Here is a 22307-nt window from a genome sequence, read left to right as displayed (position 1 = left end):
GTAGAACAGGCCCTCCATCACGCCCGGCGGTGGGTCTCGACCTCCTGCCCGACGGCGAAGCCGAGCCGGGTATACAGGCGCCTGGCGGGCGCATTGTCGGCGTACATGCCCAGACTCACCTGCCCGGTGCTCGCGATCCCGCCACGGGTCATGACCGCGGTGACGGCGGCGCCGAGGCCGCGGCCCCGCCACTGCGGCACGGTGGCGATGGAACCGAGGTGGACCGAGACCGGACGCTGGGTCGCCCCACCGATCGCGCGCAGACTGCCCTGCCCGTCCCGCCAGCCGAACCAGCGGGCACCCTCCCGGTCCAGGGTGAGGTGGGTGGTTGGGTTCGCCTCCGCCTGCACGCCGAGGATCTCCTCGGCATCGGCGACCGGATCGAGCGTGCGGACCGCATCCTCACCAGGCGTCGCGGGAGGTGGGGTCTCGGTCCAGAGCCAGTCCCAGTGGGAGACGGTCGGCAGAGCGAGCGCGGCGGCGACCGCAGGGTCGAGCAGGTCCCAGGTGCCGCGCGTCAGACTCGCCGCGGCCACCCGCGCGAGGTGAGGTGACACGGCGCCGGACGGTCCGCCGTCGGGCCTGACCACGCCCGTGAGGACGTCCGCCAGGGCCGCCGGCTCGCCCACCCCGATCAGCGCCGCCGTCTCCGGCCGTGGCCGGGCGAGGAACAGCAGTGCCCGGTGGTCGCCCCACGCGAGCGGGTCGGCCCACCGGTCGAAGTCGTCGACGACGAACCGATGGGTCGACCACGGCGCGGGCAGGTCGGCGACGCTCCGGGGGCTCAGGGCCTCCGGCGACGTCACCTCGCGTCGGTCGCGCCGCCGTCAGCCGCCTGGGCGTCGGCGGTAGCCGCGGGCTTGGGCGCCTTCACCGGTGCATCCACGCCGGCCTCCTTGCGCTGCTGCGCCGTGATCGGTGCTGGCGCCTGGGTGAGCGGGTCGAAGCCGCCGCCGGACTTCGGGAACGCGATCACCTCGCGGATCGAGTCCGACCCGGTGAGCAGGGTGAGGATCCGGTCCCAGCCGAACGCGATCCCGCCGTGCGGCGGGGCGCCGTACGCGAACGCGTCGAGCAGGAAGCCGAACTTCGTCTGCGCCGACTCCTCGTCCAGTCCCATCAGGTCGAAGACGCGCTCCTGCACGTCGCGCTGGTGGATACGGATCGAGCCGCCGCCGATCTCGTTGCCGTTGCAGACGATGTCGTAGGCGTAGCTCAGGGCGCTGCCGGGGTCGGTGTCGAAGGTGTCCAGGAACTCCGGCTTCGGAGACGTGAACGCGTGGTGCACGGCGGTCCACTTCCCGGCGCCCACGGCCACGTCTCCGGCGGCCACCGCGGCCTCGGCGGACTCGAACATCGGCGCGTCGACGACCCAGACGAACTTCCAGTCGCCCTCGTCGATCAGCTCGGTGCGTCGGGCGATCTCCAGCCGCGCGGCCCCGAGCAGGGCGCGCGCGTCGGTGACGGTCCCGGCGGCGAAGAACACGGCATCGCCTGGGCTCGCCCCGACGGCCTCGACCAGGCCGGCCCGTTCGCCGTCGGACAGGTTCTTGGCGACCGGCCCGCCGAGCTCGCCGTCCTCGCCGACGGTGACGTACGCCAAGCCCCTGGCCCCGCGCTGCTTGGCCCATTCCTGCCAGGCGTCGAACTGCCGACGCGGCTGCGAGCCACCGCCGGGCATGACCACGGCACCGACGTAGGGGGCCTGGAACACCCGGAACGGGGTGTTCGCGAAGTACTCGGTGAGCTCGGTCAGCTCCAGACCGAACCGCAGGTCGGGCTTGTCCGAGCCGAACCGGCGCATCGCCTCGGCGTAGGTCATCCGCGGGATCGGGGTGGGGATCGTGTAGCCGATCAGCTCCCAGAGCGCGACCAGGACCCGCTCGGCGACGGCGATCACGTCGTCCTGGTCGACGAAGCTCATCTCGACGTCGAGCTGGGTGAACTCGGGCTGCCGGTCGGCGCGGAAGTCCTCGTCGCGGTAGCAGCGGGCGATCTGGTAGTACCGCTCCATCCCGGCCACCATGAGCAGCTGCTTGAACAGCTGCGGGGACTGCGGCAGGGCGTACCAGGAGCCCGGCGAGAGCCGTGCGGGCACGAGGAAGTCCCGGGCCCCCTCCGGGGTGGACCGGGTCAACGTGGGGGTCTCGACCTCGACGAAGTCCTCCGCGTCCAGGACCCGACGGGCCGCGGCGTTCACCTTCGCGCGCAGCCGCAGGGCGTGCGCCGGCGCGGGCCGGCGCAGGTCCAGGTAGCGATACTTGAGCCGGGTCTCCTCCCCGACCGTGACCTGCTCGTCCAGGGCGGTGGACACCTGGAACGGCAGCGCGGCGGCGGTGTTCAGCACCTCGACGTCGGTCGCGATGACCTCGATCTCGCCGGTGGCCAGGTTCGGGTTCGCGTTGCCCTCGGGGCGCCGGGAGACCTCACCGGTCACCTTGAGCACGAACTCCGAGCGCAGCGGGTGGGCCACGGCCTCGTCCCGGATGACCACCTGCACGATGCCGGACGCATCCCGCAGGTCGATGAACGCCACCCCACCGTGATCCCGACGGCGATCCACCCACCCGGTCAGGGTGACGGTGGTACCGATGTCACCGGCGCGCAGGGAGCCGGCCTTGTGGGTGCGAAGCACGGGTGATCCTTCCGAACGAGGAGCGCCGGTGGGTGCCCGGCGCCTGCACGATCCTAGTGCGCCCGGCTCGGCTGCTCAGCCCCCGGCCGCGCGGATCCCGGCGGCGAACGTGGCCACGTCGGCGATCCGGTCCCGGACCGGGTCCAGGACGAGCCGCTCGGCGACCTCGGTGACGGCACGGTTCAGGTCGGCCCGGGCCTTGCGGGACCGGCGGGCGGCGCCCACCCGGGCGACCACCGCGGAGATCAGCGAGATCAGCAGCCCGAGCGCGGCGCCCGCGATCACGAGCACCGTCGGCCACGGCAGCGCGGGCAGCTCCGGCCAGGGCGGGTCCGCCGGCACCGGACCCAGCTGCGGCAGCCAGGTCACCGGCAGCCCGAGGTAGCGCAGGCCGGCGAGTACGCCGAGCCACAGGGCCCCGGCGGCGAGCGTCGCGAACACCAACCACTGCAGCGCTCCGACCACCCGGAACCAACGCGGGTCGGAGCGGCCCGCCAACGGGGTCGAGACGATGGCCTGGTCCAGGGCATCGGGCAGGGTCGCCAGGGCGCCGGTGGCGCCGGCTCGCACGTACGACCGCCAGGGCTCGGCGCTGCCGGCGGAGGTCGCGTCCCCGAGGTCCCGCAGCGCGGTCGCCACCTGGGCCCGCTGCACCGGGGTCGCGGACGGGATCGAGGACGTGGCCACAACGGCACCGCCCTCACCGCGCTCGGGCACCCGGTCCAGGTGCAGCCGACGCAGCGGGTCGCGGCGGAACCGGCCGAGCCAGCGGGTGACCGGCCAGCCGGTCGCGGCCCGGGCCCGGTGTCGGAACGAGCCGGCGACGGCGTCCGCCACCTCGTCCACGCCGGCGGACCTGGCCAGGGTGGCCACCAGGCGACGCCGGTCCGGCGCGGCGAGCTCGCCGGCGACATCGGCGGCGTAGGCGGACTGGAGCTGGGCCGCGACGGTCGCGAGGTCCGCCGACAGTCGGGCATCCGCGGCCCGCCGCTGGGACACGAACCTCGCGATCACCTCGCGCAGGTCCGCCAGACCCTCCCCGGTGCGCGCCGACACCGCGAGCACCTGGGCCCCGCGCAGCCCGTCGTCGACGAGCCGTTCGGTCAGGTCCGCCAGGACCGGCGCCCGGTCACCCGGTGCGAGCAGATCCGCCTGGTTCAGCACGGCGACCGTGACCTCGGCGTGCCGGGACATCGGCCGTAGGTACTGGGTGTGGACCACGGCGTCGGCGTACTTCTGCGGGTCCAGGACCCAGACCAGGACGTCGACCGACTCGGCGAGACGGGCGGCCCGCTGGTGGTGCTCGGTTTGCACGGAGTCGATGTCCGGCAGGTCGAGAAGAATCAGGCCGGACAGGGCAGTGCCGTCAGTGCCGTCAGTGCCGTCGGTGCCATCGGCAACACCGTGGTCGGGAGCCACCTCGACGCGCTGGGTGACCTCGAGCCAGTCGAGCAGCTCGCCGGCCGGCGCGGCGGGTCCCCAGATCACCGCGAGCGGGTGCGAGGTCGTCGGCCGGCGCGCCCCGACGGCCGCGACGTCGGTGCCGGACAGGGCGTTGAACACCGACGACTTCCCGCTGCCGGTCGCACCGGCGAGGGCGACCACGGTGTGCTCGGTGGACAGCTCACGACGCCGTCCGACCCGGGCGAGCACCGCGTGCGCGCGGGCCAACGGGGCGGCGGGCTCGGGTGGGTCGCTGCGGTGCGGCCCGCCCGTGCTGTGCCTGCCGTGGGTGGGGTCGGCCAGGGTGTCCGCGCCGACCCGGTCGAGGACCTCGACGGCGTCCCGTAGGCCGGCGAGCCGGGGGCCGAGGTCGGCCCGTTCGGTGGCACGGGCCCGCGCGGTCAGCCGTGCCATGGGCGCTCCGTGTCGGGACTGCCGGGTGCCTCGTTCGGGGCGCCGTCCGGGCCGGTGGCGGACGCGCGGTGCCCGGGGGTGTCGGTGACGACGTAGTCGGTGGTCTCGATCACGCGGGCCGGGCTGGGGTCTCCAGGCCCGGAGCCTGCCGGGAGGTCCCCCGTGGTGCCGGCACCGAGCGCCGCCGGCGCGGGAGCGGACTCGAGGGTGGTGGCGCCGCGTTCGAGGACCGCCTCGCCGCGCACCCGCAGCTCGGCCGCGATCTCCTGTGCGCCCTCGACCGGCCCGAGCAGGTCGAGGAACCGTTGCCGCTCGGTGGCGAGCAACGCCGTCGCCCGTTCGGCGAAGTCGTTGCGAGCCGACTCCGCGAGCCGCCTGACCGCCTGGTCGCCGAAGATCGCCTCGAGCACCTTCTGGGCGACCACGGCGGTGCCCCCGGCCACGACGATCTCGCCGCCGACGAGCCCACCGGTGGAGGCGAACACCACGACCATCAGCGCGACACCGACGCCGTTCACCCCGAACGCGAGGATCCGGGCCATGGTGCGCTTGCCCTGCCCTTCCCCGCGAACGAGGTCGAGCAGGTAGCCCTGCCACTGGCGCACCTGTTCGGCGGCGCGCTCACCGAAGCCGCCGGTGGCCCGGCCCCAGTCCCGGCCGGCGAGCAGGGCTCGCCCCGCGTTGTCCTGCCGCAGCGACTGTTGGGCCCGTTCGGCGGCGGCGTCGGCCTCGGCCACCAGGAGTGCTTGCAGTCCGGTGCCGATCGCCTCCTTCACCTCGACCTCCGGCTGTGGACGGCCCGTGACGAAGGCCGTCACCTGGTCCCTGATCCGGCCCACCCGGTGCTCCAGCCCCCGGATGAAGTCGCCGGTGCCGATGAAGTCCTGCCACCGGGCCAGGACCTCCCCGCGCAGCACCGCACCGTCGGCGAACGCCTCCAGCACGGCGTCGGAGGCGTACGCGGTGGTGATGCGTTCCCGGATCTCGCGGGCAGCCCGTTCCTGGGCCTCGGCGGCGGCCGCGAGGTCGGACGACTGCCGGGCCACGTCCATGGTGGCCCCCGCGAGCGTCTGCCGGATGACCGCGGCGCGGGCCTGCTCGTCGGCGGTCAGGTTCAGCAGCCAGTTCCGCAGGTCGGTCACCAGGTGGGCAGGCAGCATGCTGTACCCCTCCGGCCCGCCGGAGGCGTCCAGGTCGGTCTCGGGCAGTAGGAACAGCGGCGCCCGGTCCAGTCCCTCGCTCGCGAGCATCGCGGCCAGGTCGTGGCTGATCTCCTCCAGCACGGGCGGCGGCACCCGGTCCAGGACTACGGCGACGACCACCTGGCGGCGGGAGGCGTCCCGGAGCAGCTCCCACGGCACCGCGTCGGCGTACCGGTTCGCGGTGGTCACGAAGATCCACAGGTCCGCGGCCGCCAGGAGCTGGGAGGCCAGTTGCCGGTTCACCTCGACCACCGAGTCGATGTCCGGCGCGTCGAGCAGCGCGAGGCCCTGCTGCAGTCCCTCGTAGGGCTGCAGCCGCAGCGCGGCTCCCCCGGCGCCGCCGGCGATGCCGGCGGGCGGCATGGTGCCGTCGCCGCGCACGCGTGGCAGCGACGGGAGGATGCGCTGGTCGGCGAACCAGCGAGCATCCGCGGGGTGGTGGATGAGGACCGGGTCCCTGGTGGTCGGGCGCAGCGCGCCGGGTCGGGTCAGCGGCGCACCGACCAGGGCGTTGACGAGGGTCGACTTCCCGGCGCCGGTGGACCCTCCGACCACGGCCAGCAGCGGCGCGTCGAGCTGGTCGTAGCGGGGCAGGATGTAGTCGTCGAGCTGGTTCAGCAGGTGCGCCCGTAGGCCGCGGGCCGGGTCCGCGCCGGGCACCTCCAACGGGAAGTGCGCCGCCTCGATCGCCGCCCTCAGGGCGGTCAGCGCGGACTCCATGGCGCTGATCATGCCAGTGCGTGAGTTACGGCACATCTTCGCCCCCACCCGGCACCGTAGGCTCCGGGCCCGGTAGGCTGGAGGCACCTGGAGCGCATCATGCCGCGAGAGGGCCCACATCACGACCCGCCGAGTGCGGGTGTTCACGTGCGGATGTCGCAGAGTGCGCCATCGACAGGAGACGGGCCGATGCGGAGAAGGACCGTCCGGTCCGCCGGCTCCGCATCAGACGAAGGCCCCACCATGACTGAATCCGTCCTGTCCTCCGACGTGCCCACGCACGGCGCCCACGACACCCACGCCACCGCCGCCGCGGCACCTGGCACGTTCGCCGATCTCGGCCTGCCGCGGGACCTGCTCGACGCCGTCTCCCGGATGGGCTTCACCACCCCGACGGACATCCAGGCCGCGGTCATCCCGACCCTGCTGGCCGGGCGTGACGTGACCGGCGTGGCCCAGACCGGCACCGGTAAGACGGCCGCGTTCGGGCTGCCCCTGCTGGCGACCATCGACCCCGAGCGGCGCAGCGTCCAGGCACTGGTGCTGACCCCGACCCGGGAACTGGCCATGCAGGTCAGCGACGCGATCGGCGCGATGGCCGCCGCCAGTCGCGGCGTGAACGTGCTGGCGATCTACGGCGGCTCCCCGTACGGACCGCAGCTGCGGGGCATCCAGAACGGCGCGCAGGTGATCGTCGGCACCCCCGGGCGTGTCATCGACATGCTCGAGCGCGGCGCCCTGGACCTCGCCGGCCTGAAGTTCCTGGCCCTCGACGAGGCCGACGAGATGCTCCGGATGGGCTTCGCGGAGGACGTCGACCAGATCCTCACCCACGCCGCGGACGACCGGCAGACCGCCCTGTTCTCAGCCACGATGCCGCCGGCGATCCGCAAGGTCGCCCGCACCCACATGAACGACCCGGTCGAGGTCGCCACCGCACGCCAGTCCTCGACGACGGACACGATCACCCAGACCTACGCCGTCGTCCCGTTCCGCCACAAGATCGGTGCGCTGGCCCGCGTACTCGCCACCACCCCCGCGGAGGCGGCGCTGGTGTTCGTGCGCACCCGCGGCACCGCGGAGGACGTCGGCTCGGCGCTCATCGAGCGCGGCATCAACGCCGCGACCATCTCCGGTGACGTGGCCCAGCGCGAACGCGAGCGGATCGTGGAGCGCCTGCGCAACGGCACCCTGAACGTGCTGGTCGCGACCGACGTGGCCGCCCGTGGCCTCGACGTGGACCGGATCGGGCTCGTCGTGAACTTCGACGTCCCGGGCGAGCCGGAGGCGTACGTGCACCGGATCGGCCGGACCGGGCGGGCCGGGCGGACCGGCATCGCGCTGACGTTCCTGACCCCGCGCGAGCGGGGCCGCCTGCGCGCCATCGAGCGGGTCACCCGCACCCCGCTGACCGAGGTTCCGATCCCGACCCCGGCGCAGGTGAGCGCCCACCGCGCGACCACGGTGCTCGACTCCGTGACCGAGCGCATCGGCAACGGCCGGCTCGAGTCCTACCGCGAACAGCTGGCCGGCTACCTGCTCGAGGGCGAGGACACGGCCGCCGGTGACCCGCTCGACGTCGCCGCCGCCCTGCTTGCCCTGGCGGTCGGGGACACCGGCCCGAAGCCGTGGCGGGAGGATGAAGCAGTCGAGAACCCCGACGGCGAGTTCTCCGCCCGGTTCGACACCGAGCGTCCCGAGCGGGTCGCCCGGGGCGCGCACGACGAGCGCCGTGGCCCGAGCCGTGGACACCGCCCGTCCGGCACCGGCACCGTCTACCGGGTGGCGGTCGGCCACACGCACGGCGCCCGCCCGCAGGACATCGTCGGCGCGATCACCGGCGAGGGTGGCCTGCGCGGCAGCGACCTCGGCAAGATCGACATCTTCAGCCGGTTCTCCCTCGTGGAGATCTCCGCGGACGTGACACCGGAGGCGTCCCGCCGGATCGGCAACGCCCGGGTGGCCGGCCAGGCCCTGAAGATCCGCCCGGACGAGGGCGGCCCGCGCCGCGGCCCCCGCGTCGGCGACGCGAAGGGTCACGTCGACAAGCCGCACGGCGCCCGCGGCCAGTGGGACAAGCCGCGGTCGGGCAAGCCGTACTCCGGCAAGCCGGCCGGCAAGTACGGCGGCCAGCGCCCCTCGCGCAGCGTTCCCCGCTGACACCACGACGAGACCCCCAGCACCTCGGTGTTGGGGGTCTCGTCGCTTCCGCGGACTCCTACGAGGGTTGCGGGAGAACGGCCGGCCAGCGGTCCGCTACGGGCGGCTCCCAGGTGGCCGGGTCCGCGTCGACCTGCTCACCGGTGCGGATGTCCTTGACCTGGTCGGGGGCGCCGTCCGCGCCAGGGAACCAGACGAACGGGATGCTGCGGCGGTCCGCGTGCCGGATCTGCTTGCCGAACTTCGCCGCGTTCGGGGCGACGTCCGTGGGGATGTCGCGGCCGCGCAGCGCCGCGGCCACGGCATCGGACGCGCCGCGGTGTGCCTCGTCCGAGACCGCGACGAGCACCGCCGTCGGGACCGCCCGGCTGGGCGCCGACAGGCCCGCGCCGAGCAGCCGCGAGACCAACCGCGACACCCCGATCGACAGGCCGACCCCCGGATAGGTGCGGCTGCCGTCCGAGGCGAGCGAGTCGTACCGGCCGCCCGAGCAGATCGAACCGAGCTGTTCGTGCCCGACCAGGGTGGTCTCGTAGACGCTGCCGGTGTAGTAGTCGAGGCCACGGGCGATCCTCAGATCCGCGACGACCACCCCCGGAGCGCGGGCCGCGGCGGTCTCGACGAGCCGGACCAGTTCGTCGAGGCCCTCCTCCAGGCGGGGCGTGCGCACACCGAGGGCGAGCACCCGCTCCGCCACCGACGCGTCGGTGCCGGTGATCGACGCCAACGCCAGGCAGGCGCGCGCTTGCTCCTCGGTCGCCCCGTTGTCGCTCTGGAGCGCCGCCACGACGGCGTCCGGTCCGATCTTGTCGAGCTTGTCGATCGTGCGGAGCACGCCATCGACGTCGGCGAGACCGAGTCCCTCGTAGAAACCCTGGGCGACCTTCCGGTTGTTCACCGAGATCCGCACCGGCGGCAGCCCGATCCCGGTCAACGCGGCGAACGCCTCGGCGATCACCAGCGGGAGTTCCACCTCGAAGTGGAACGGCAGCTCCTCGGAACCGACCACGTCGATGTCCGCCTGCGTGAACTCCCGGAACCGGCCGTCCTGGGGCCGCTCGCCACGCCAGACCTTCTGGATCTGGTAGCGCTTGAACGGGAAGGAGAGGTGGCCGGCGTTCTCCAGGACGTACCGTGCCAACGGCACGGTCAGGTCGAAGTGCAGGCCGAGGGTCTTGTCGCCGCTTCCGCTCTGCTCCCCGTCCTCCTGCAGGCGCCGCAGGAGGTACACCTCCTTGGACGTCTCACCCTTGCTGAGCAACTGCTCGAGCGGTTCCACGGCGCGGGTCTCGATCCCGACGAAGCCGTGCAGCTCGAACACGTGGGCCACGGTGCGCAGGATGTGCGATTCGACGGCGCGGCCTTCGGGGAGCCACTCGGGAAATCCGGACAGGGGTGCGATTCGAGCCATGCCCCCATCATTCCATCGAGCGGACGCCGGCACGTTTGTGACCATCCCGTGACCGGCCGCGCGTGCCCCGTGGCGGGGTGGGTGTGGCAGCCTTGCCTAGAATCGGGCACGTGCGCCACCTTCGGCGTCCCCGCACACGCGCGAATCGGCGTGGGAGCGGGGTGTGAGTCCGCATCGTGGCCGTTGTCTGTTCCGAGGAGGAAATGGGTGTCCCCGAGTAAGCGGGAACGCGAGTACGCGCGTCGTCGATACAACAAGCGTGCCGCCAAGATGGCCAAGCAGAACGCGCTCGCGCGCGAACGCCGGATCGTCGCGACGATCTCGGTGCTCGCCCTGGTTGTGGTCGCCGCCGGCCTGTTCCTCTGGAACAGGCAGTTGCAGCAGGACCCCGCCGCGGAACCGAGCGCGAGCGACACGACCGGCACCGAGTCGCCGGCGCCCGAGCCCGGCGCCCTGCCGACCACGAACCCGCAGACCTACCAGGCCCCGCCGCCGGCCTCGGACTCCCTGGACCAGGACTGGAGCGTGGTCATCCACACCAACATGGGTGACGTCGCGGCGACCCTCGACGGCGCCGCGGCACCACAGACCGTGGCCTCGTTCGTGATGCTCGCCTCCAACGGCTTCTTCGACGGCACCGCCTGCCACCGGCTGCTGCCCGACTCGCTGCTGCAGTGCGGGGACCCGACGGCCTCCGGCAGCGGTGGCCCCGGCTACTCGTTCGGTCCGATCGAGAACGCGCCCACCGACGACGTCTACCCCGCCGGCACCATCGCCATGGCCCGGCAGCCCGACAACGCCGAGAGTCAGGGGTCGCAGTTCTTCCTGGTCTTCAATGACGTTCCGCTGCCGTCGGACACGGCCGGCGGCTACTCGGTCTTCGGCACGATCGACAGCGGCCTGGAGATCCTGCAGGCGATCGGCGCGGCCGGCACCGCCGACGGTTCCCCGGACGGACAACCGATCGAGAACGTCATCATCGAGAGCGTGGAGGTCCAGTGACCGAGCACACCAACGACCCGGCCCAGCAGGACCAGCCGAGCACAGACGTGGAGAGCCAGTTGCCGCAGGACCAGAACGTGCCAACGACCGACGCCGCCGGCACCGAGGCGCCGAGCATCGAGGCACCGGCCGCCGAGGCACCAGCCGCCGAGGCACCAGCCACCGAGGCACCAGCCGCCGAGGCACCAGCCGCCGAGGCACCAGCCACCGAGGCACCAGCCGCCGAGGCACCAGCCGCCGAGGCACCAGCCACCGAGGCACCAGCCGCCGAGGCACCAGCCACCGAGGCACCAGCCACCGAGGCACCAGCCACCGAGGAGCCGGTCGCCGAGGCACCGACCGCCGAGGCACCGGATACCGAAGCACCAGTCGCCGAGGCCGTGATCGCCGAAAGGGCCGCCGAGCTCCCCGCGGGCACGGAAGCAGCCGTCGCCGAGGCACCAGCCGCCGAGGCACCGGCCGCCGAGGCACCAGCCGCCGAGGCACCAGCCACCGAGGCACCAGCCACCGAGGCACCAGCCACCGAGGCACCAGCCACCGAGGCACCAGCCACCGAGGCACCAGCCACCGAGGCACCAGCCACCGAGGCACCAGCCACCGAGGCACCAGTCGCCAACCCGGTCGCGGCGGAAGCACCGGCTGCCGGGGCCACGTCGCCGACCGAGCCGGCACCCGCCGTCGAGCAGGTCGCCCTCGCCCCCGCCGCCGGGACGGACTCCGCGGCGCCCACCCCCGGCCCGAAGCCGATGCCACGGCCGGGGCCGCGGCCCGGTCCCCGACCGGGCCCGACGCCCACGCCGGCGGTGCTCGCGCAGAGCACCCCCGCCGTCGTCCCCGCGGTCGCCGCACCCGCACCGGTCGACGCCGGCGCCGAGGCACCCTTGGACCCGGTCGAGGTCGCCGCCGCCGCCGAGTACGGCCGGGTCGACGCCGACGGCACGGTCCACGTGCGCGAGGCGGCCGGCGAACGCGTCGTCGGACAATACCCCGGGGTTTCCGAGGAGGAGGCGCTCTCGCTCTACATCCGCCGGTTCCTGGACCTGCAGGCGCAGGTCCGGCTGTTCGGTGCCCGCCTGTCGACGCTGAGCGTGAAGGATCTGGACTCGACGTTGTCCGGGCTCACGGCGCAGTTCGAGGACCCGGCCGTGGTCGGCGACGTCGACGGGCTCCGCGCGGAACTGGAGGACCTGCGCGAGCAGGCCGGGCAGCGTCGCAAGGAGATCGCCGCCGAACGGGAGGCCGCTCGCGCGCAAGCCCTCGCCGAGCGCACCGTCATCGTCGAGCGCGCCGAGACGATCGCCGGAGCGGATCCGGCCCGGGTGCAGTGGCGCCAGCAGGGTGAGGAACTGCGCAAGCTCCTCGACGAATGGAAGCACGCCCAGAAGACCGGCGTGCGGCTGGACCGGCCGTCCGAGGACGCGCTGTGGAAGCGGTTCTCGCACGCGCGTTCACAGTTCGACCGGAACCGGCGTCAGTACTTCGCCGAGCTCGACAAGACGCACGCCCAGGTCAAGGACGCCAAGGAGCGCCTGATCGAGCGGGCCGAGGCGCTCTCCGGTTCCAGCGACTGGGGCCCGACCGCCGCCGCCTATCGGGACCTGATGGACGAGTGGAAGCGGGCCGGGCGGGCCTCCCGCAAGGAGGACGACGCCCTGTGGGCGCGTTTCCGCGCGGCCCAGGACACGTTCTTCGAGGCTCGGAACGCCCGGAACGCCGAGACCGACGCCGAGTTCGGCGAGAATCTCAAGGTCAAGCTCGCGATCCTCACCGAGGCGGAGGCGATCCTGCCTGTGCGGGACCTGCGCTCGGCCAAGGCCACGCTGCGGGACATCCAGGACCGGTGGGAGGCTGCCGGCAAGGTGCCCCGCGGCGACCTGCAACGGGTCGAAGGGCGGCTGCGCGCCGTCGAGGAGGCCGTCCGGGACGCCGAGCAGCGAGAGTGGAAGACCTCCAACCCGCGGGTCCGGGCCCGCGCGGAGGGCGCGGCCGCTCAGCTCGAGTCCGCCATCGCGGGCCTGGAGGAGGACCTGGAGAAGGCGAAGGCGTCCGGTGACTCCCGCCGGGTCAAGGACGCCACCGAGGCGCTCGAGGCCCGGAAGGCGTGGCTGGAGCAGGTGCTCCGCGCCGCGGACGACGCCCGCTGACCCGTGGACCCGGGTGGCTCGGGGGGCGCGGCGGTTCAGACCGTCGCGGCCCCCGTCGCCTTGTCAGCGCGGGATCCCGTGATCCGGTAGACGTCGAAGACGCCCTCGATGTTGCGGACCGCCCGGAGCACGTGGCCCAGGTGCGAGGGTTCAGCCATCTCGAACACGAAGCGGGACATCGCCACCCGGTCCCTGGAGGTGGCGACGTTGGCGGACAGGATGTTCACGTGGTTGTCCGAGAGCACCTTGGTCACGTCGGACAGCAGCCCGTTCCGGTCGAGCGCCTCCACCTGGATCTGCACCAGGAACACGCTCTGCGCGTTCGGGGCCCAGTCCACCTCGATCATCCGCTCGGGCTGCGCCCGCAGGCCCTCGACGTTCGAGCAGTCGGCCCGGTGCACCGACACCCCGGAGCCGCGCGTGATGAACCCCACGATCGGGTCGCCCGGCACCGGGGTACAGCATCGGGCGAGCTTGGTCCACAGGTCCGTGTTGCCCATGCCCTTGACGATGATCCCCGGGTCGCCGGACCGGGACCGCGGTGACCGGGTGCCGGGCCGGGTCACCTCGGCGACGTCCTCCTCGGTGACCTCCTCGCCCCCGAGGGACGCCACGAGCTTCTGCACCACGTTCGTCGCGGACACATGGCCCTCGCCGACGGCCGCGTACAACTCGCCGACGGTGCCGTAGCGCATCTCGTCCGCGAGGGCGACCAGGGTGTCGTGGTTCAGCAGCCGCTGCATCGGCAGGTTCTGCTTGCGCATCGCCTTCGCGATCAGGTTGCGCCCGGAGTCGATGGCTTCCTCGCGCCGCTCCTTCGTGAACCACGCCCGGATCTTGTTCCGGGCCCGCGGGCTCTTCACGAAGCTGAGCCAGTCGTGGCTCGGCCCGGCTCCCTCGGCGCGGGAGGTGAACACCTCGACGGTGTCCCCGTTCTCGAGGGTCGACTCGAGGTTGACGAGGCGACCGTTCACACGGGCGCCGACGGTCCGGTGCCCGACCTCCGTGTGCACGGCGTACGCGAAGTCGACGGGCGTGGAACCCGCGGGCAGGGCGAGCACGTCGCCCTTCGGGGTGAAGACATACACCTCGGCGCCGGACATCTCGAACCGGAGGGAGTCCAGGAACTCCCCCGGGTCCGCGGTCTCGCGCTGCCAGTCGACGAGCTGGCGCAGCCACAGCATCGCGTCCGCCTCGGACTCCTTGGCCTGCTTGCCCTGCTGCTTGCCGGTCTCCTTGTACTTCCAGTGCGCCGCGACGCCGTACTCCGCCCGCCGGTGCATGTCCATGCTGCGGATCTGGATCTCGACCGGCTTCCCGGTCGGTCCGATCACCGTGGTGTGCAGCGACTGGTACATGTTGAACTTCGGCATCGCGATGTAGTCCTTGAACCGCCCGGCCACCGGGTTCCAACGCGCGTGCAGCGCGCCGAGGGCGGCGTAGCAGTCCCGGACCGAGTCCACCAGGACCCGGACCCCGACGAGGTCGTAGATGTCGGCGAAGTCACGGCCGCGGACGATCATCTTCTGGTAGATCGAGTAGTAGTGCTTCGGCCGGCCGGTCACGGTGGCCTTGATCCTCGCGGCCTTCAGGTCCGCGGTGACCTGTTCGCGCACGATCGCCAGGAACTCCTCCCGGGCCGGGGCCCGTTCGGCGACCAGGTGCACGATCTCCTCGTACACCTTCGGGTACAGCGCCGCGAAGGACAGGTCCTCGAGCTCCCACTTGATCGTGTTCATGCCCAGCCGGTGTGCGAGCGGGGCGTAGATCTCGAGCGTCTCCTTCGCCTTCCGGGACGCGGACTCGGCCGAGACGTACTTCCAGGTCCGAGCGTTGTGCAGCCGGTCGGCGAGCTTGATGACCAGGACCCGGATGTCCCGCGCCATGGCGATGACCATCTTGCGGACCGTCTCGGCCTGCGCGGCCTCGCCGTACTTCACCTTGTCGAGCTTCGTGACGCCGTCGACCAGCACGGCGATCTCGTCACCGAAGTCGGCGCGGAGCGCGTCCAGGCTGTAACTGGTGTCCTCGACGGTGTCGTGGAGCAGGGCCGCGGCCAGGGTGGGCGGCGTCATGCCGAGCTCGGCCAGGATCGTGGCGACGGCGACCGGGTGGGTGATGTAGGGATCGCCGCTCTTGCGGGACTGGCCCTGGTGGGCGCGCTCGGCCACCCGGTAGGCCCGTTCGAGCAGGCCGGTATCCGCCTTCGGGTGGTTGCTGCGCACCACCTGGATGAGCGGCTCGATGGCGGGCGGCGTGGAGTGCCCACGCGAACCGAGCCGCACCAGGCGCGAACGCATCCGCGAGCCGGGCACGGTCGGGTCGCCGGCCTGATCCCGGTTCCCGGGGTCGGACGGCGTCCCGACCGCGACGTCCTCGCTCATCCGGCCATGCTACGACGTACCGGACTCAGTAGCTGACCAGTGCGTGCAGCGGCCGGTCGGGGAGCCGGTCCCGTCCGCCGAGGGCGAGCAGTTCGATGAGGAACCCGATCCCGGTCACGGTGGTGCCGGCGTCCTCCAGGAGCCGGCAGGCGGCGGCCGCGGTCCCTCCGGTGGCGAGGACGTCGTCGATCAGGACCACGCGGGCGCCCGGTCGCAGCCCCGCCGGGGATACCTCGATCTCGGCGCTGCCGTACTCGAGATCGTAGGCCGTGCGCCTGGTCGGCGGGGGCAGCTTGCCGGCCTTGCGGACCGCCACGACCCCGACGCCGAGGACCGCGGCCAGCGGCGCAGCCAGCAGGAACCCGCGGGCCTCGATCCCGGCGACCAGGTCCACCTCACCACCGAACACGTCCGCCAGGTGTCCCACCACGGCGGAGAACGCGGTGCCGTCCGCGAGCAGCGGGGTGATGTCGCGGAACATCACGCCGGGCTCGGGGAAGTCCGGCACGTCCCGCACCCGCTCCGAGATCAGGTCGTGCAGCCCCGTGGAGATCATCCTCGGCGTCACCGCTTGGCCCGACGACGCGGCTGGGCACCCTGGCCGAGGTGCCGCCCGGCGACCAGTCCACCGGCCCGGGACCCGGCGAGCACCTCATCCGCACTGAGCCCGACCTCCTCGGCCTCGGCCACGCGTCGCTCGCGCAGCTCGAGAACCTTCGCGGTGTGCGCGGCGATCTTCGGGTCACGCTGGCGCAGCACCACCTCCATCGGGGTGGCGATGAAGATCGAGGACAGGGTGGAGAAGAGCATCCCGATGAACAGGGCGAGGGCGATGTCACGCAGCGTGCCGGCGCCGAGCAGGAACGCGCCGACGAACAGGATGGACGCCACCGGCAGCAACCCGACGACCGAGGTGTTGATCGACCTGACGAGCGTCTGGTTCACGGCCAGGTTCGCCGCCTCGGCGTAGGTGTACCGGGTCTGGTCGAGGACGCCCTCGGTGTTCTCACGGACCTTGTCGAAGACCACCACCGTGTCGTACAGCGAGTAGCCGAGGATGGTCAGGAACCCGATCACAGTGGCGGGGGTGACCTCGAAGCCGACCCCGGCGTAGAGACCGATCGTGATGACGAGGTCGTGCAGCAGCGCGATGAGCGCGGCGATCGCCATCGACCATCGGCGGAAGTAGAGCGCCATCACGAGGGTGACCAGGACCAGGAAGATGACCAGCCCCTGCACGGCCTTCGCGGTCACGTCCGCGCCCCACGAGGGTCCCACGAAGGACGACGTCACATCCCCCGCCGGCACGTCGTACGCCTCCGCGAGCAGGTCGGCGAGCTCGCTGGTCTCAGTGTCCGTGAGCTCCTCGGTCTGCACCCGGATCGCGGACGAACCCACCGTGGTGACCCGCGCGACCTGCTCGCTGTTCACCTCGGCGAGGGCGTCCTGGGCGAGCTGCGGGTCCGGGTTGGAGGTTCCGGAGACGGTGAACTCCGAACCGCCGCGGAACTCGATCCCGGGGTTGATCCCCCGGATGCCGACAAGCAGACCCGAGAGCACGATCAGCCCGATAGCGATCGCGAACCACCGGCGTCGGTGTCCGACGATGTCGAAGGAACGCTTCCCGGAGTACAGCTCGTTGCCGAACTTGGCGAAGTTCGCCATCACTTCTCACCGTCCTTGGCCGTGGCGGAGGTGACGCTCTCATCGGCCGAGCCGCCCGGATCGTCCGGGGAGTCCTCGGCGGGTTCGGGTGAGGCGGCGGACTCGGCCGCGACCTCGGCGTCCCGACGCCTGCGCTCGGCGATGCTCATCCGTTCCTCGGCGCTGCGGAACCGGCCGCGCCCCTTGTATGCGGAGACGGTGGCGCCCAGATGCTCGGGGTCGAGGCCGGACAGCCGGTGTCCCTCGCCGAAGAACTTCGTCCGGGTCAGCAGCTGGACCATCGGGTGGGTGAACAGCATCACGACGATCAGGTCGATGATCGTCGTCAGGCCGAGGGTGAAGGCGAACCCGCGGACCCCGCCGACGGCGAGGAAGTACAGCACGATCGCAGCGAGCAGGTTCACCGCGTCCGAGGCCAGGATGGTCCGCCGGGCGCGCTTCCACCCCTCCTCCACCGCGGCATCGAGGCGTCGGCCCTCCCGGACCTCGTCACGGATCCGTTCGAAGTACACGATGAAGGAGTCGGCGGTGATACCGATGGCCACGATCAGACCGGCCACCCCGGGCAGGGACAGTCGGTAGCCCTGCACCCACGACAGCATCGCGATGACCCCGTACACGAGGGAGCCGGCCACGACGAGGCTGGCGACCGTGACCACGGCCAGGCCGCGGTACTGGATCAGTGAGTAGATCACCACGAGGATCAGCCCGATCAGGCCGGCCAGCAGGCCGCGCTCGAGCTGCTCGGTGCCGAGCGTCGCAGAGATCTGCTCCTCGCTCTGCACCTCGAACGTGATCGGCAGCGCACCGAAGTTCAGTTGGTTCGCCAGCGCGGTGGCCTGGTCCCGGGTGAACGGGTTGGCCGAGCTGCCGCTGATCTGCGCCTCACCGCTCGGGATCTTCTCGGTGACGCTCGGTGCCGAGATGACGAGTCCGTCCAGAACCATGGCGAACCTGTTGGTCCCGTTCGCCTGCTGCTCCGGCGACGCCAGCCGCTCGGTGACCGTGGCGAACTTCTCGCCACCCTCGGAGGTGAACTCGATGTTGACCACGTAGTCGTTGGTCACGGTTCCGGACTCGGTGACCTGCAGGCCGGAGCTCGCGGAGGAGATCTCGGTGCCGGCGATCTCCATCGGCCCGAGGATGTACTTCGCGGTGCCGTCGTCCGCGCACGCCACCAGCGGCGCGTCCGGGTCGTCCCCGCCGCCGCCTACCAGGTTCGCCGGGTCGGTGCAGTCGAGCATGTAGAAGTCGTAGGTGAGCTGTTCGGTGATCCAGGCCTGGTCGCTGGCGCTGGTCGGCTCGGCGGTCGGCTCGTCCGAGAGCACGCCGTCACCGTTCGTGTCGGAGGCGGTCATGGCCGCGGCCTCGATCTCCTCCTGGGTGTAGGAGGTCGCCGTGGGCTCCTCGGCCGGTTCCTCGGTGGGTTCCTCGCTCGGCGGGGTCGTCACCTCGGTGCCCGTTGTGCCCACGGTGCCGCGCACGACGCCGTCCGCAGCAGGTTCGGTGGTCTCCTCGGTCGCCGGGTCCGTGGCCGGGTCGGTCGCGGTGTCCGTCGGGTCCACGGTGCCTGGGTCGACGGCGCCCGGGTCCACCGCTGACGGGTCGGTCGCCTGCTCCTGCGCTGCCGCGAGCTGAGCGGGGTCGATCTGACCCGGCCCGGCCTCCACGAGCACCGGCCGGAACCGCATCTGCGCGCTCCGGCGCACCAGGTCGAGGGTCTCCTCCGACGGGCTGCCGGGCAGTGCGACCACGATGTTCTGGCCACCCTGGCTGGTGATCTCCGCCTCGGCCACCCCGGAGGCGTCGACGCGTTGGCGGATGATCCGGATCGCCTCGTTCACCTGGTCGGAGGTGATCGGGTCGCCGTCCTCGGTCTTCGGGGTGAGGATCAGCTGCGTGCCGCCCTCGAGGTCGAGGGCGAGGCTCGGCGTCCAGGTGGCATCGGACCACTTCGTGCCGGCGGCGACCGTTCCGAACACGATGGCGATCAGCACCGCCAGAAACGTCAGGGTACGCAGCGGACGTACCGGGGACTTCTTAGGTGATGCCAACGAGGTCTTCTTCCGTGTGGGCGCGCGTCAGCGCCACAAGTGGGCGGAACGGGGCGTGCGTTACGGCTTCTCGCCGTCCCGGTAGGGCTTCTTCAGGTCGTCGTCGGAGAGGAAACCGGTGGGCCGCTCGCCGGACGCGGGGGCCGACGGCGTGGGGTCGGACTCCTCGACGGCACCGGAGTCCTCGTCGACCTCGTCGTGGGCGGCCTCGTCGGCCAGCTCCTCTGTCGGTTCGACCAGCTTGGCGATCGCCGCGCGCACGAACCGCAGTTCGGTGCCCGGGGTGGTCGCGATCGTGATCAGGTCGCCCTCCACGTGCGTGACGGTGCCCACCAGCCCGCCGATGGTCTGGACGTCCTGGCCCGGTGCCAGCGAGTCCCGGAACGAGAGCTTCTGCTGCTGCTGCTTCTTCGCGCGGCTGTTCATGAAGAACAGGCCGACGATCGCCACGCCGAGCACAATGAGCAGGATCGGGCTCTGACCATCCATGAGGGAATACTCCAAGGTTGAGGGGGTTCGCCCGATTCTAGGCGACAAGACTGGCGGCACCAACCATGCCCCGTCACGGATCCGCCGGTCCGGCGCCCGCGGAACCGGGTCAGTCCCAGAGGGTCCCGGGCTGGTTCGGGGCGCTCAGGCCGAGGTGGGCGAACGCCGCGGCCGTGGCGACCCGGCCCCGGGGCGTGCGGGCCATCAGGCCCTCCCGGACCAGGAACGGCTCCGCAACGGTCTCCACGGTCTCCGGTTCCTCACCGACCGCGACCGCGAGCGTGGTGAGCCCGGCCGGTCCGCCACCGAACCGTTCGCACAGGGCCCGCAGCACGGAACGGTCCAGCCGGTCCAGGCCGAGGACATCCACCTCGAACACCTCGAGCGCGGCCATCGCGGCCGCGTGGTCGAGCTCCCCGGTGCCGCGCACCTGGGCCCAGTCCTGCACCCGCCGCAGGAGCCGGTTCGCGATCCGCGGGGTGCCCCGGGACCGCTTCGCGATCTCCGCGGCCGCTGAGTCCTCGAGCTCAGCGCCCAACAGCCGGGCCGAACGCCGCAGGACCGACTCGAGCTCCGCCGTCGAGTAGAAGTCCATGTGCGCCGTGAACCCGAACCGGTCCCGCAGCGGCGCCGGCAGCAACCCGGACCGGGTGGTCGCACCGACCACGGTGAACCGGGGCAGCGACAGCGGGATGGCCGTCGCGCCCGGCCCCTTGCCGACCACGACATCCACCCGGAAGTCCTCCATGGCCAGGTAGAGCATCTCCTCGGCGGGCCTGGCGAGCCGGTGGATCTCGTCGATGAAGAGGACGTCGCCCTCCTGCAGGGCGGACAGGATCGCGGCCAGGTCCCCCGCGTGTTGGACCGCCGGTCCCGACGTGAGCCGCAGCGCCCCGTCCACCTCGGCGGCGATGATCATCGCCAGGGTGGTCTTGCCCAGACCCGGTGGGCCGGCCAGCAGCACGTGGTCGGGCGTGCGGCCACGGGCGTTGGCCGCGTCCAGCACGAGGGAGAGCTGGTCGCGGACGACCGGCTGCCCGATGAACTCCGCGAGCCGCCGCGGGCGCAGCGCCGCCTCCGCCGCCCGGTCGAGCTCGTCTGCCTCCGCGGCGAGCAGGTGCTCGCCGGCCTCCGGGTGCTCATCGAAGCTGTCGAGCCCCGCGTACCCATCAACGGTGCCCTCAGTGCCTTCAGCGTGGTCGGCGTCGCGCCTGCGGTCAGCCACGCGTGCTCCCGCCCAACTGCTGCAGCGCAGCACGCAGGACCGCACCGGTGTCCGCCTCGTCCACGCCGCCGGCGGCGAGGACCTTGTCCACCGCCGCCTCGGCCTGCTTCGGGGCCCAGCCGAGACCGACCAGGGCCGCGACCACGTCCGCCTGCGACCCGGCCGGCGTCGGCGCCGGGCGGGTGCCCTCCTCGCTCGCAGGTCCGAGCCGGTCACCGAGTTCCAGGACGATCCGCCTCGCGCCCTTCTCACCGATCCCGGGCACCCGGGTCAGGGCCTTGAGGTCCTCCCCCGCGACCGCCCGCCGCAGTCCGTTCGGGGTGTGCACGGCGAGCATCGCCAGGGCCAGCCGGGGGCCGACCCCGCTGACGGTCTGGAGCAGTTCGAAGATGTCCCGCTCCTCGTCGTCGGCGAACCCGAACAGTGTCATCGAGTCCTCACGGACCACCAGGGTGGTGGCCAGCGTCACCTCGGCGCCGTCACGCAGGGTGGCGAGGGTGCCGGGCGTCGCATGGATCCGGTAACCCAGTCCCGCGGCCTCGAGCACCGCCGCGTCCAGCCCGACATGCTCGACCCGTCCCCGCACCGATGCGATCACTCGACTCCACCCTCCCGCTGCAGCGAACATCCGTACGAGCCACGAGCGTAACCTGTCCCCGGCCGCACCTACCCGCGACCCGCCGGGCGGGCTCCGAGGCGCGGGGCGGCCCGGCCGCCGGAGCGAGCGGCCGCCTCGGCGCGGGCCCAGGCCTGCTGGGCGGCCGTCTGCCGCTCGCCCGGCGCACCGGCGTGTACCTGCCCGACGGCGTGGGAGCGCCAGGCGTGGGTGATCGCCAGCGCGAGGGCGTCCGCGGCGTCCGCCGGCTGGGGCCGTTCGTCCAGGTCGAGGATGCGGCGCACCATCTCCTGGACCTGCGCCTTCTCGGCACGGCCGTTGCCGGTGACCGCGGCCTTGACCTCGCTCGGCGTGTGCAGGGCCACCGGCACGCCGGCACGGGTGGCCGCGACCATGGCCAGCCCGGCCACCTGAGCGGTGCCGGTCACGGTCCGGACGTTGTGCTGGGCGAACACCCGCTCCACCGCGACGGCGTCCGGCTCGAGCCGCCGGATCCACGCCTCCAGCTCGTCCGCGATGTGCGCCAGCCGCAACGCCGGGTCCTCGTCCGCCCGGGTCCGGGCCACCCCGACGTCCACCAGCCGCAGGCTGCGACCGCGACCGGCCTCGACGAGGCCCAACCCGCACCGGGTCAGGCCCGGGTCGACCCCGAGGATACGGAAGCTCACCCCGTTACTCTCGCACCGTCGTCGGACATGGCGCGGTAGCGCCACGCACGCCCCGTCGGCCGAACGCCCCGGGCG

The 22307-nt window shown here is 72.5% G+C and carries 16 protein-coding genes; 3 read left to right on the top strand and 13 right to left on the bottom strand.

The annotated features are described in order from the left end of the window. Positions 1 to 17: 17 nt before the first annotated feature. From EXU48_RS12990 to EXU48_RS12975, 4 genes are all read right to left on the bottom strand, one after another. A complete protein-coding gene (locus EXU48_RS12990) occupies positions 18 to 806 on the bottom strand; it encodes a GNAT family N-acetyltransferase (RefSeq protein ID WP_133108101.1) in 789 nt (262 codons plus the stop codon). Continuing rightward, positions 803 to 2635 (bottom strand): aspartate--tRNA ligase, encoded by a 1833-nt coding sequence (gene aspS, locus EXU48_RS12985; protein WP_133108100.1) that lies wholly within the window; start codon positions 2633 to 2635, stop codon positions 803 to 805. Before aspS ends, EXU48_RS12990 begins: the two co-directional genes overlap by 4 nt. A gap of 75 nt (positions 2636 to 2710) precedes the next feature. Next, positions 2711 to 4492, bottom strand: a complete 1782-nt coding sequence (locus EXU48_RS12980) for a GTPase (RefSeq protein WP_133108099.1) — start codon at positions 4490 to 4492, stop codon at positions 2711 to 2713. Next, positions 4480 to 6414: a dynamin family protein gene (locus EXU48_RS12975; RefSeq protein WP_235857010.1), complete on the bottom strand. Its 1935-nt coding sequence runs from the start codon at positions 6412 to 6414 to the stop codon at positions 4480 to 4482. Before EXU48_RS12975 ends, EXU48_RS12980 begins: the two co-directional genes overlap by 13 nt. 243 nt (positions 6415 to 6657) lie before the next feature. Here EXU48_RS12975 and EXU48_RS12970 point away from each other — a divergent pair, with 243 nt between their 5' ends. Then, positions 6658 to 8574: a DEAD/DEAH box helicase gene (locus EXU48_RS12970; protein ID WP_133108098.1), complete on the top strand. Its 1917-nt coding sequence runs from the start codon at positions 6658 to 6660 to the stop codon at positions 8572 to 8574. A 58-nt stretch (positions 8575 to 8632) separates the two neighbouring features. On the opposite strand, the gene hisS is transcribed toward EXU48_RS12970, so the two are convergent. After that, complete coding sequence (gene hisS, locus EXU48_RS12965) at positions 8633 to 9985, bottom strand: histidine--tRNA ligase (RefSeq protein WP_133108097.1); 1353 nt, start codon at positions 9983 to 9985, stop codon at positions 8633 to 8635. A gap of 207 nt (positions 9986 to 10192) precedes the next feature. Here hisS and EXU48_RS12960 point away from each other — a divergent pair, with 207 nt between their 5' ends. Both EXU48_RS12960 and EXU48_RS12955 read left to right on the top strand, forming a co-directional pair. Beyond that, positions 10193 to 10987: a peptidylprolyl isomerase gene (locus EXU48_RS12960; protein WP_235857009.1), complete on the top strand. Its 795-nt coding sequence runs from the start codon at positions 10193 to 10195 to the stop codon at positions 10985 to 10987. Beyond that, a complete protein-coding gene (locus tag EXU48_RS12955; protein WP_235857008.1) occupies positions 10984 to 13131 on the top strand; it encodes a DUF349 domain-containing protein in 2148 nt (715 codons plus the stop codon). Before EXU48_RS12960 ends, EXU48_RS12955 begins: the two co-directional genes overlap by 4 nt. Before the next feature lie 35 nt (positions 13132 to 13166). On the opposite strand, the gene EXU48_RS12950 is transcribed toward EXU48_RS12955, so the two are convergent. From EXU48_RS12950 to ruvC, 8 genes are all read right to left on the bottom strand, one after another. Beyond that, positions 13167 to 15515, bottom strand: coding sequence for a RelA/SpoT family protein (locus EXU48_RS12950; protein ID WP_133108096.1), 2349 nt, complete (start codon positions 15513 to 15515; stop codon positions 13167 to 13169). Positions 15516 to 15540: 25 nt separating this feature from the next. Beyond that, on the bottom strand, positions 15541 to 16071 hold the full coding sequence (locus tag EXU48_RS12945; RefSeq protein ID WP_133108095.1) for an adenine phosphoribosyltransferase: 531 nt from the start codon (positions 16069 to 16071) through the stop codon (positions 15541 to 15543). Positions 16072 to 16079: 8 nt separating this feature from the next. Next, positions 16080 to 17183: a protein translocase subunit SecF gene (secF, locus tag EXU48_RS12940; RefSeq protein ID WP_407938735.1), complete on the bottom strand. Its 1104-nt coding sequence runs from the start codon at positions 17181 to 17183 to the stop codon at positions 16080 to 16082. Beyond that, complete coding sequence (secD, locus tag EXU48_RS12935) at positions 17180 to 19234, bottom strand: protein translocase subunit SecD (protein WP_133108093.1); 2055 nt, start codon at positions 19232 to 19234, stop codon at positions 17180 to 17182. Before secD ends, secF begins: the two co-directional genes overlap by 4 nt. Before the next feature lie 60 nt (positions 19235 to 19294). Next, the gene (gene yajC / locus EXU48_RS12930) at positions 19295 to 19723 is read right to left on the bottom strand and encodes a preprotein translocase subunit YajC (RefSeq protein ID WP_133108092.1); all 429 of its coding nucleotides are present in this window, start codon (positions 19721 to 19723) and stop codon (positions 19295 to 19297) included. Positions 19724 to 19832: 109 nt separating this feature from the next. Next, entirely contained in the window at positions 19833 to 20840 is a 1008-nt protein-coding gene (ruvB, locus tag EXU48_RS12925) for a Holliday junction branch migration DNA helicase RuvB (protein WP_133108435.1), read from the bottom strand. Positions 20841 to 20940: 100 nt separating this feature from the next. Next, positions 20941 to 21546 carry a Holliday junction branch migration protein RuvA gene (gene ruvA, locus EXU48_RS12920; RefSeq protein ID WP_133108091.1) on the bottom strand — a complete coding sequence of 202 codons (606 nt, stop codon included), beginning with the start codon at positions 21544 to 21546 and terminating at the stop codon, positions 20941 to 20943. Positions 21547 to 21614: 68 nt separating this feature from the next. Next, on the bottom strand, positions 21615 to 22232 hold the full coding sequence (ruvC, locus tag EXU48_RS12915) for a crossover junction endodeoxyribonuclease RuvC (RefSeq protein WP_133108090.1): 618 nt from the start codon (positions 22230 to 22232) through the stop codon (positions 21615 to 21617). Positions 22233 to 22307: the final 75 nt, after the last annotated feature.

Source organism: Occultella glacieicola, assembly GCF_004353825.1.
Lineage (GTDB): Bacteria > Actinomycetota > Actinomycetes > Actinomycetales > Beutenbergiaceae > Occultella > Occultella glacieicola.
Note: the sequence above shows the minus strand (reverse complement) of the source record. Positions and strands in the feature narration are given on the sequence as shown.

Coding starts and splice junctions, on each gene's coding strand:
- EXU48_RS12980 (WP_133108099.1), bottom strand. CDS start 4,492: ATGGCACGGCTGACCGCGCGGGCCCGTGCCACCGAACGGGCCGACCTC.
- EXU48_RS12975 (WP_235857010.1), bottom strand. CDS start 6,414: ATGGAGTCCGCGCTGACCGCCCTGAGGGCGGCGATCGAGGCGGCGCAC.
- EXU48_RS12970 (WP_133108098.1), top strand. CDS start 6,658: ATGACTGAATCCGTCCTGTCCTCCGACGTGCCCACGCACGGCGCCCAC.
- hisS (WP_133108097.1), bottom strand. CDS start 9,985: ATGGCTCGAATCGCACCCCTGTCCGGATTTCCCGAGTGGCTCCCCGAA.
- EXU48_RS12950 (WP_133108096.1), bottom strand. CDS start 15,515: ATGAGCGAGGACGTCGCGGTCGGGACGCCGTCCGACCCCGGGAACCGG.
- EXU48_RS12945 (WP_133108095.1), bottom strand. CDS start 16,071: ATGATCTCCACGGGGCTGCACGACCTGATCTCGGAGCGGGTGCGGGAC.
- yajC (WP_133108092.1), bottom strand. CDS start 19,723: ATGGATGGTCAGAGCCCGATCCTGCTCATTGTGCTCGGCGTGGCGATC.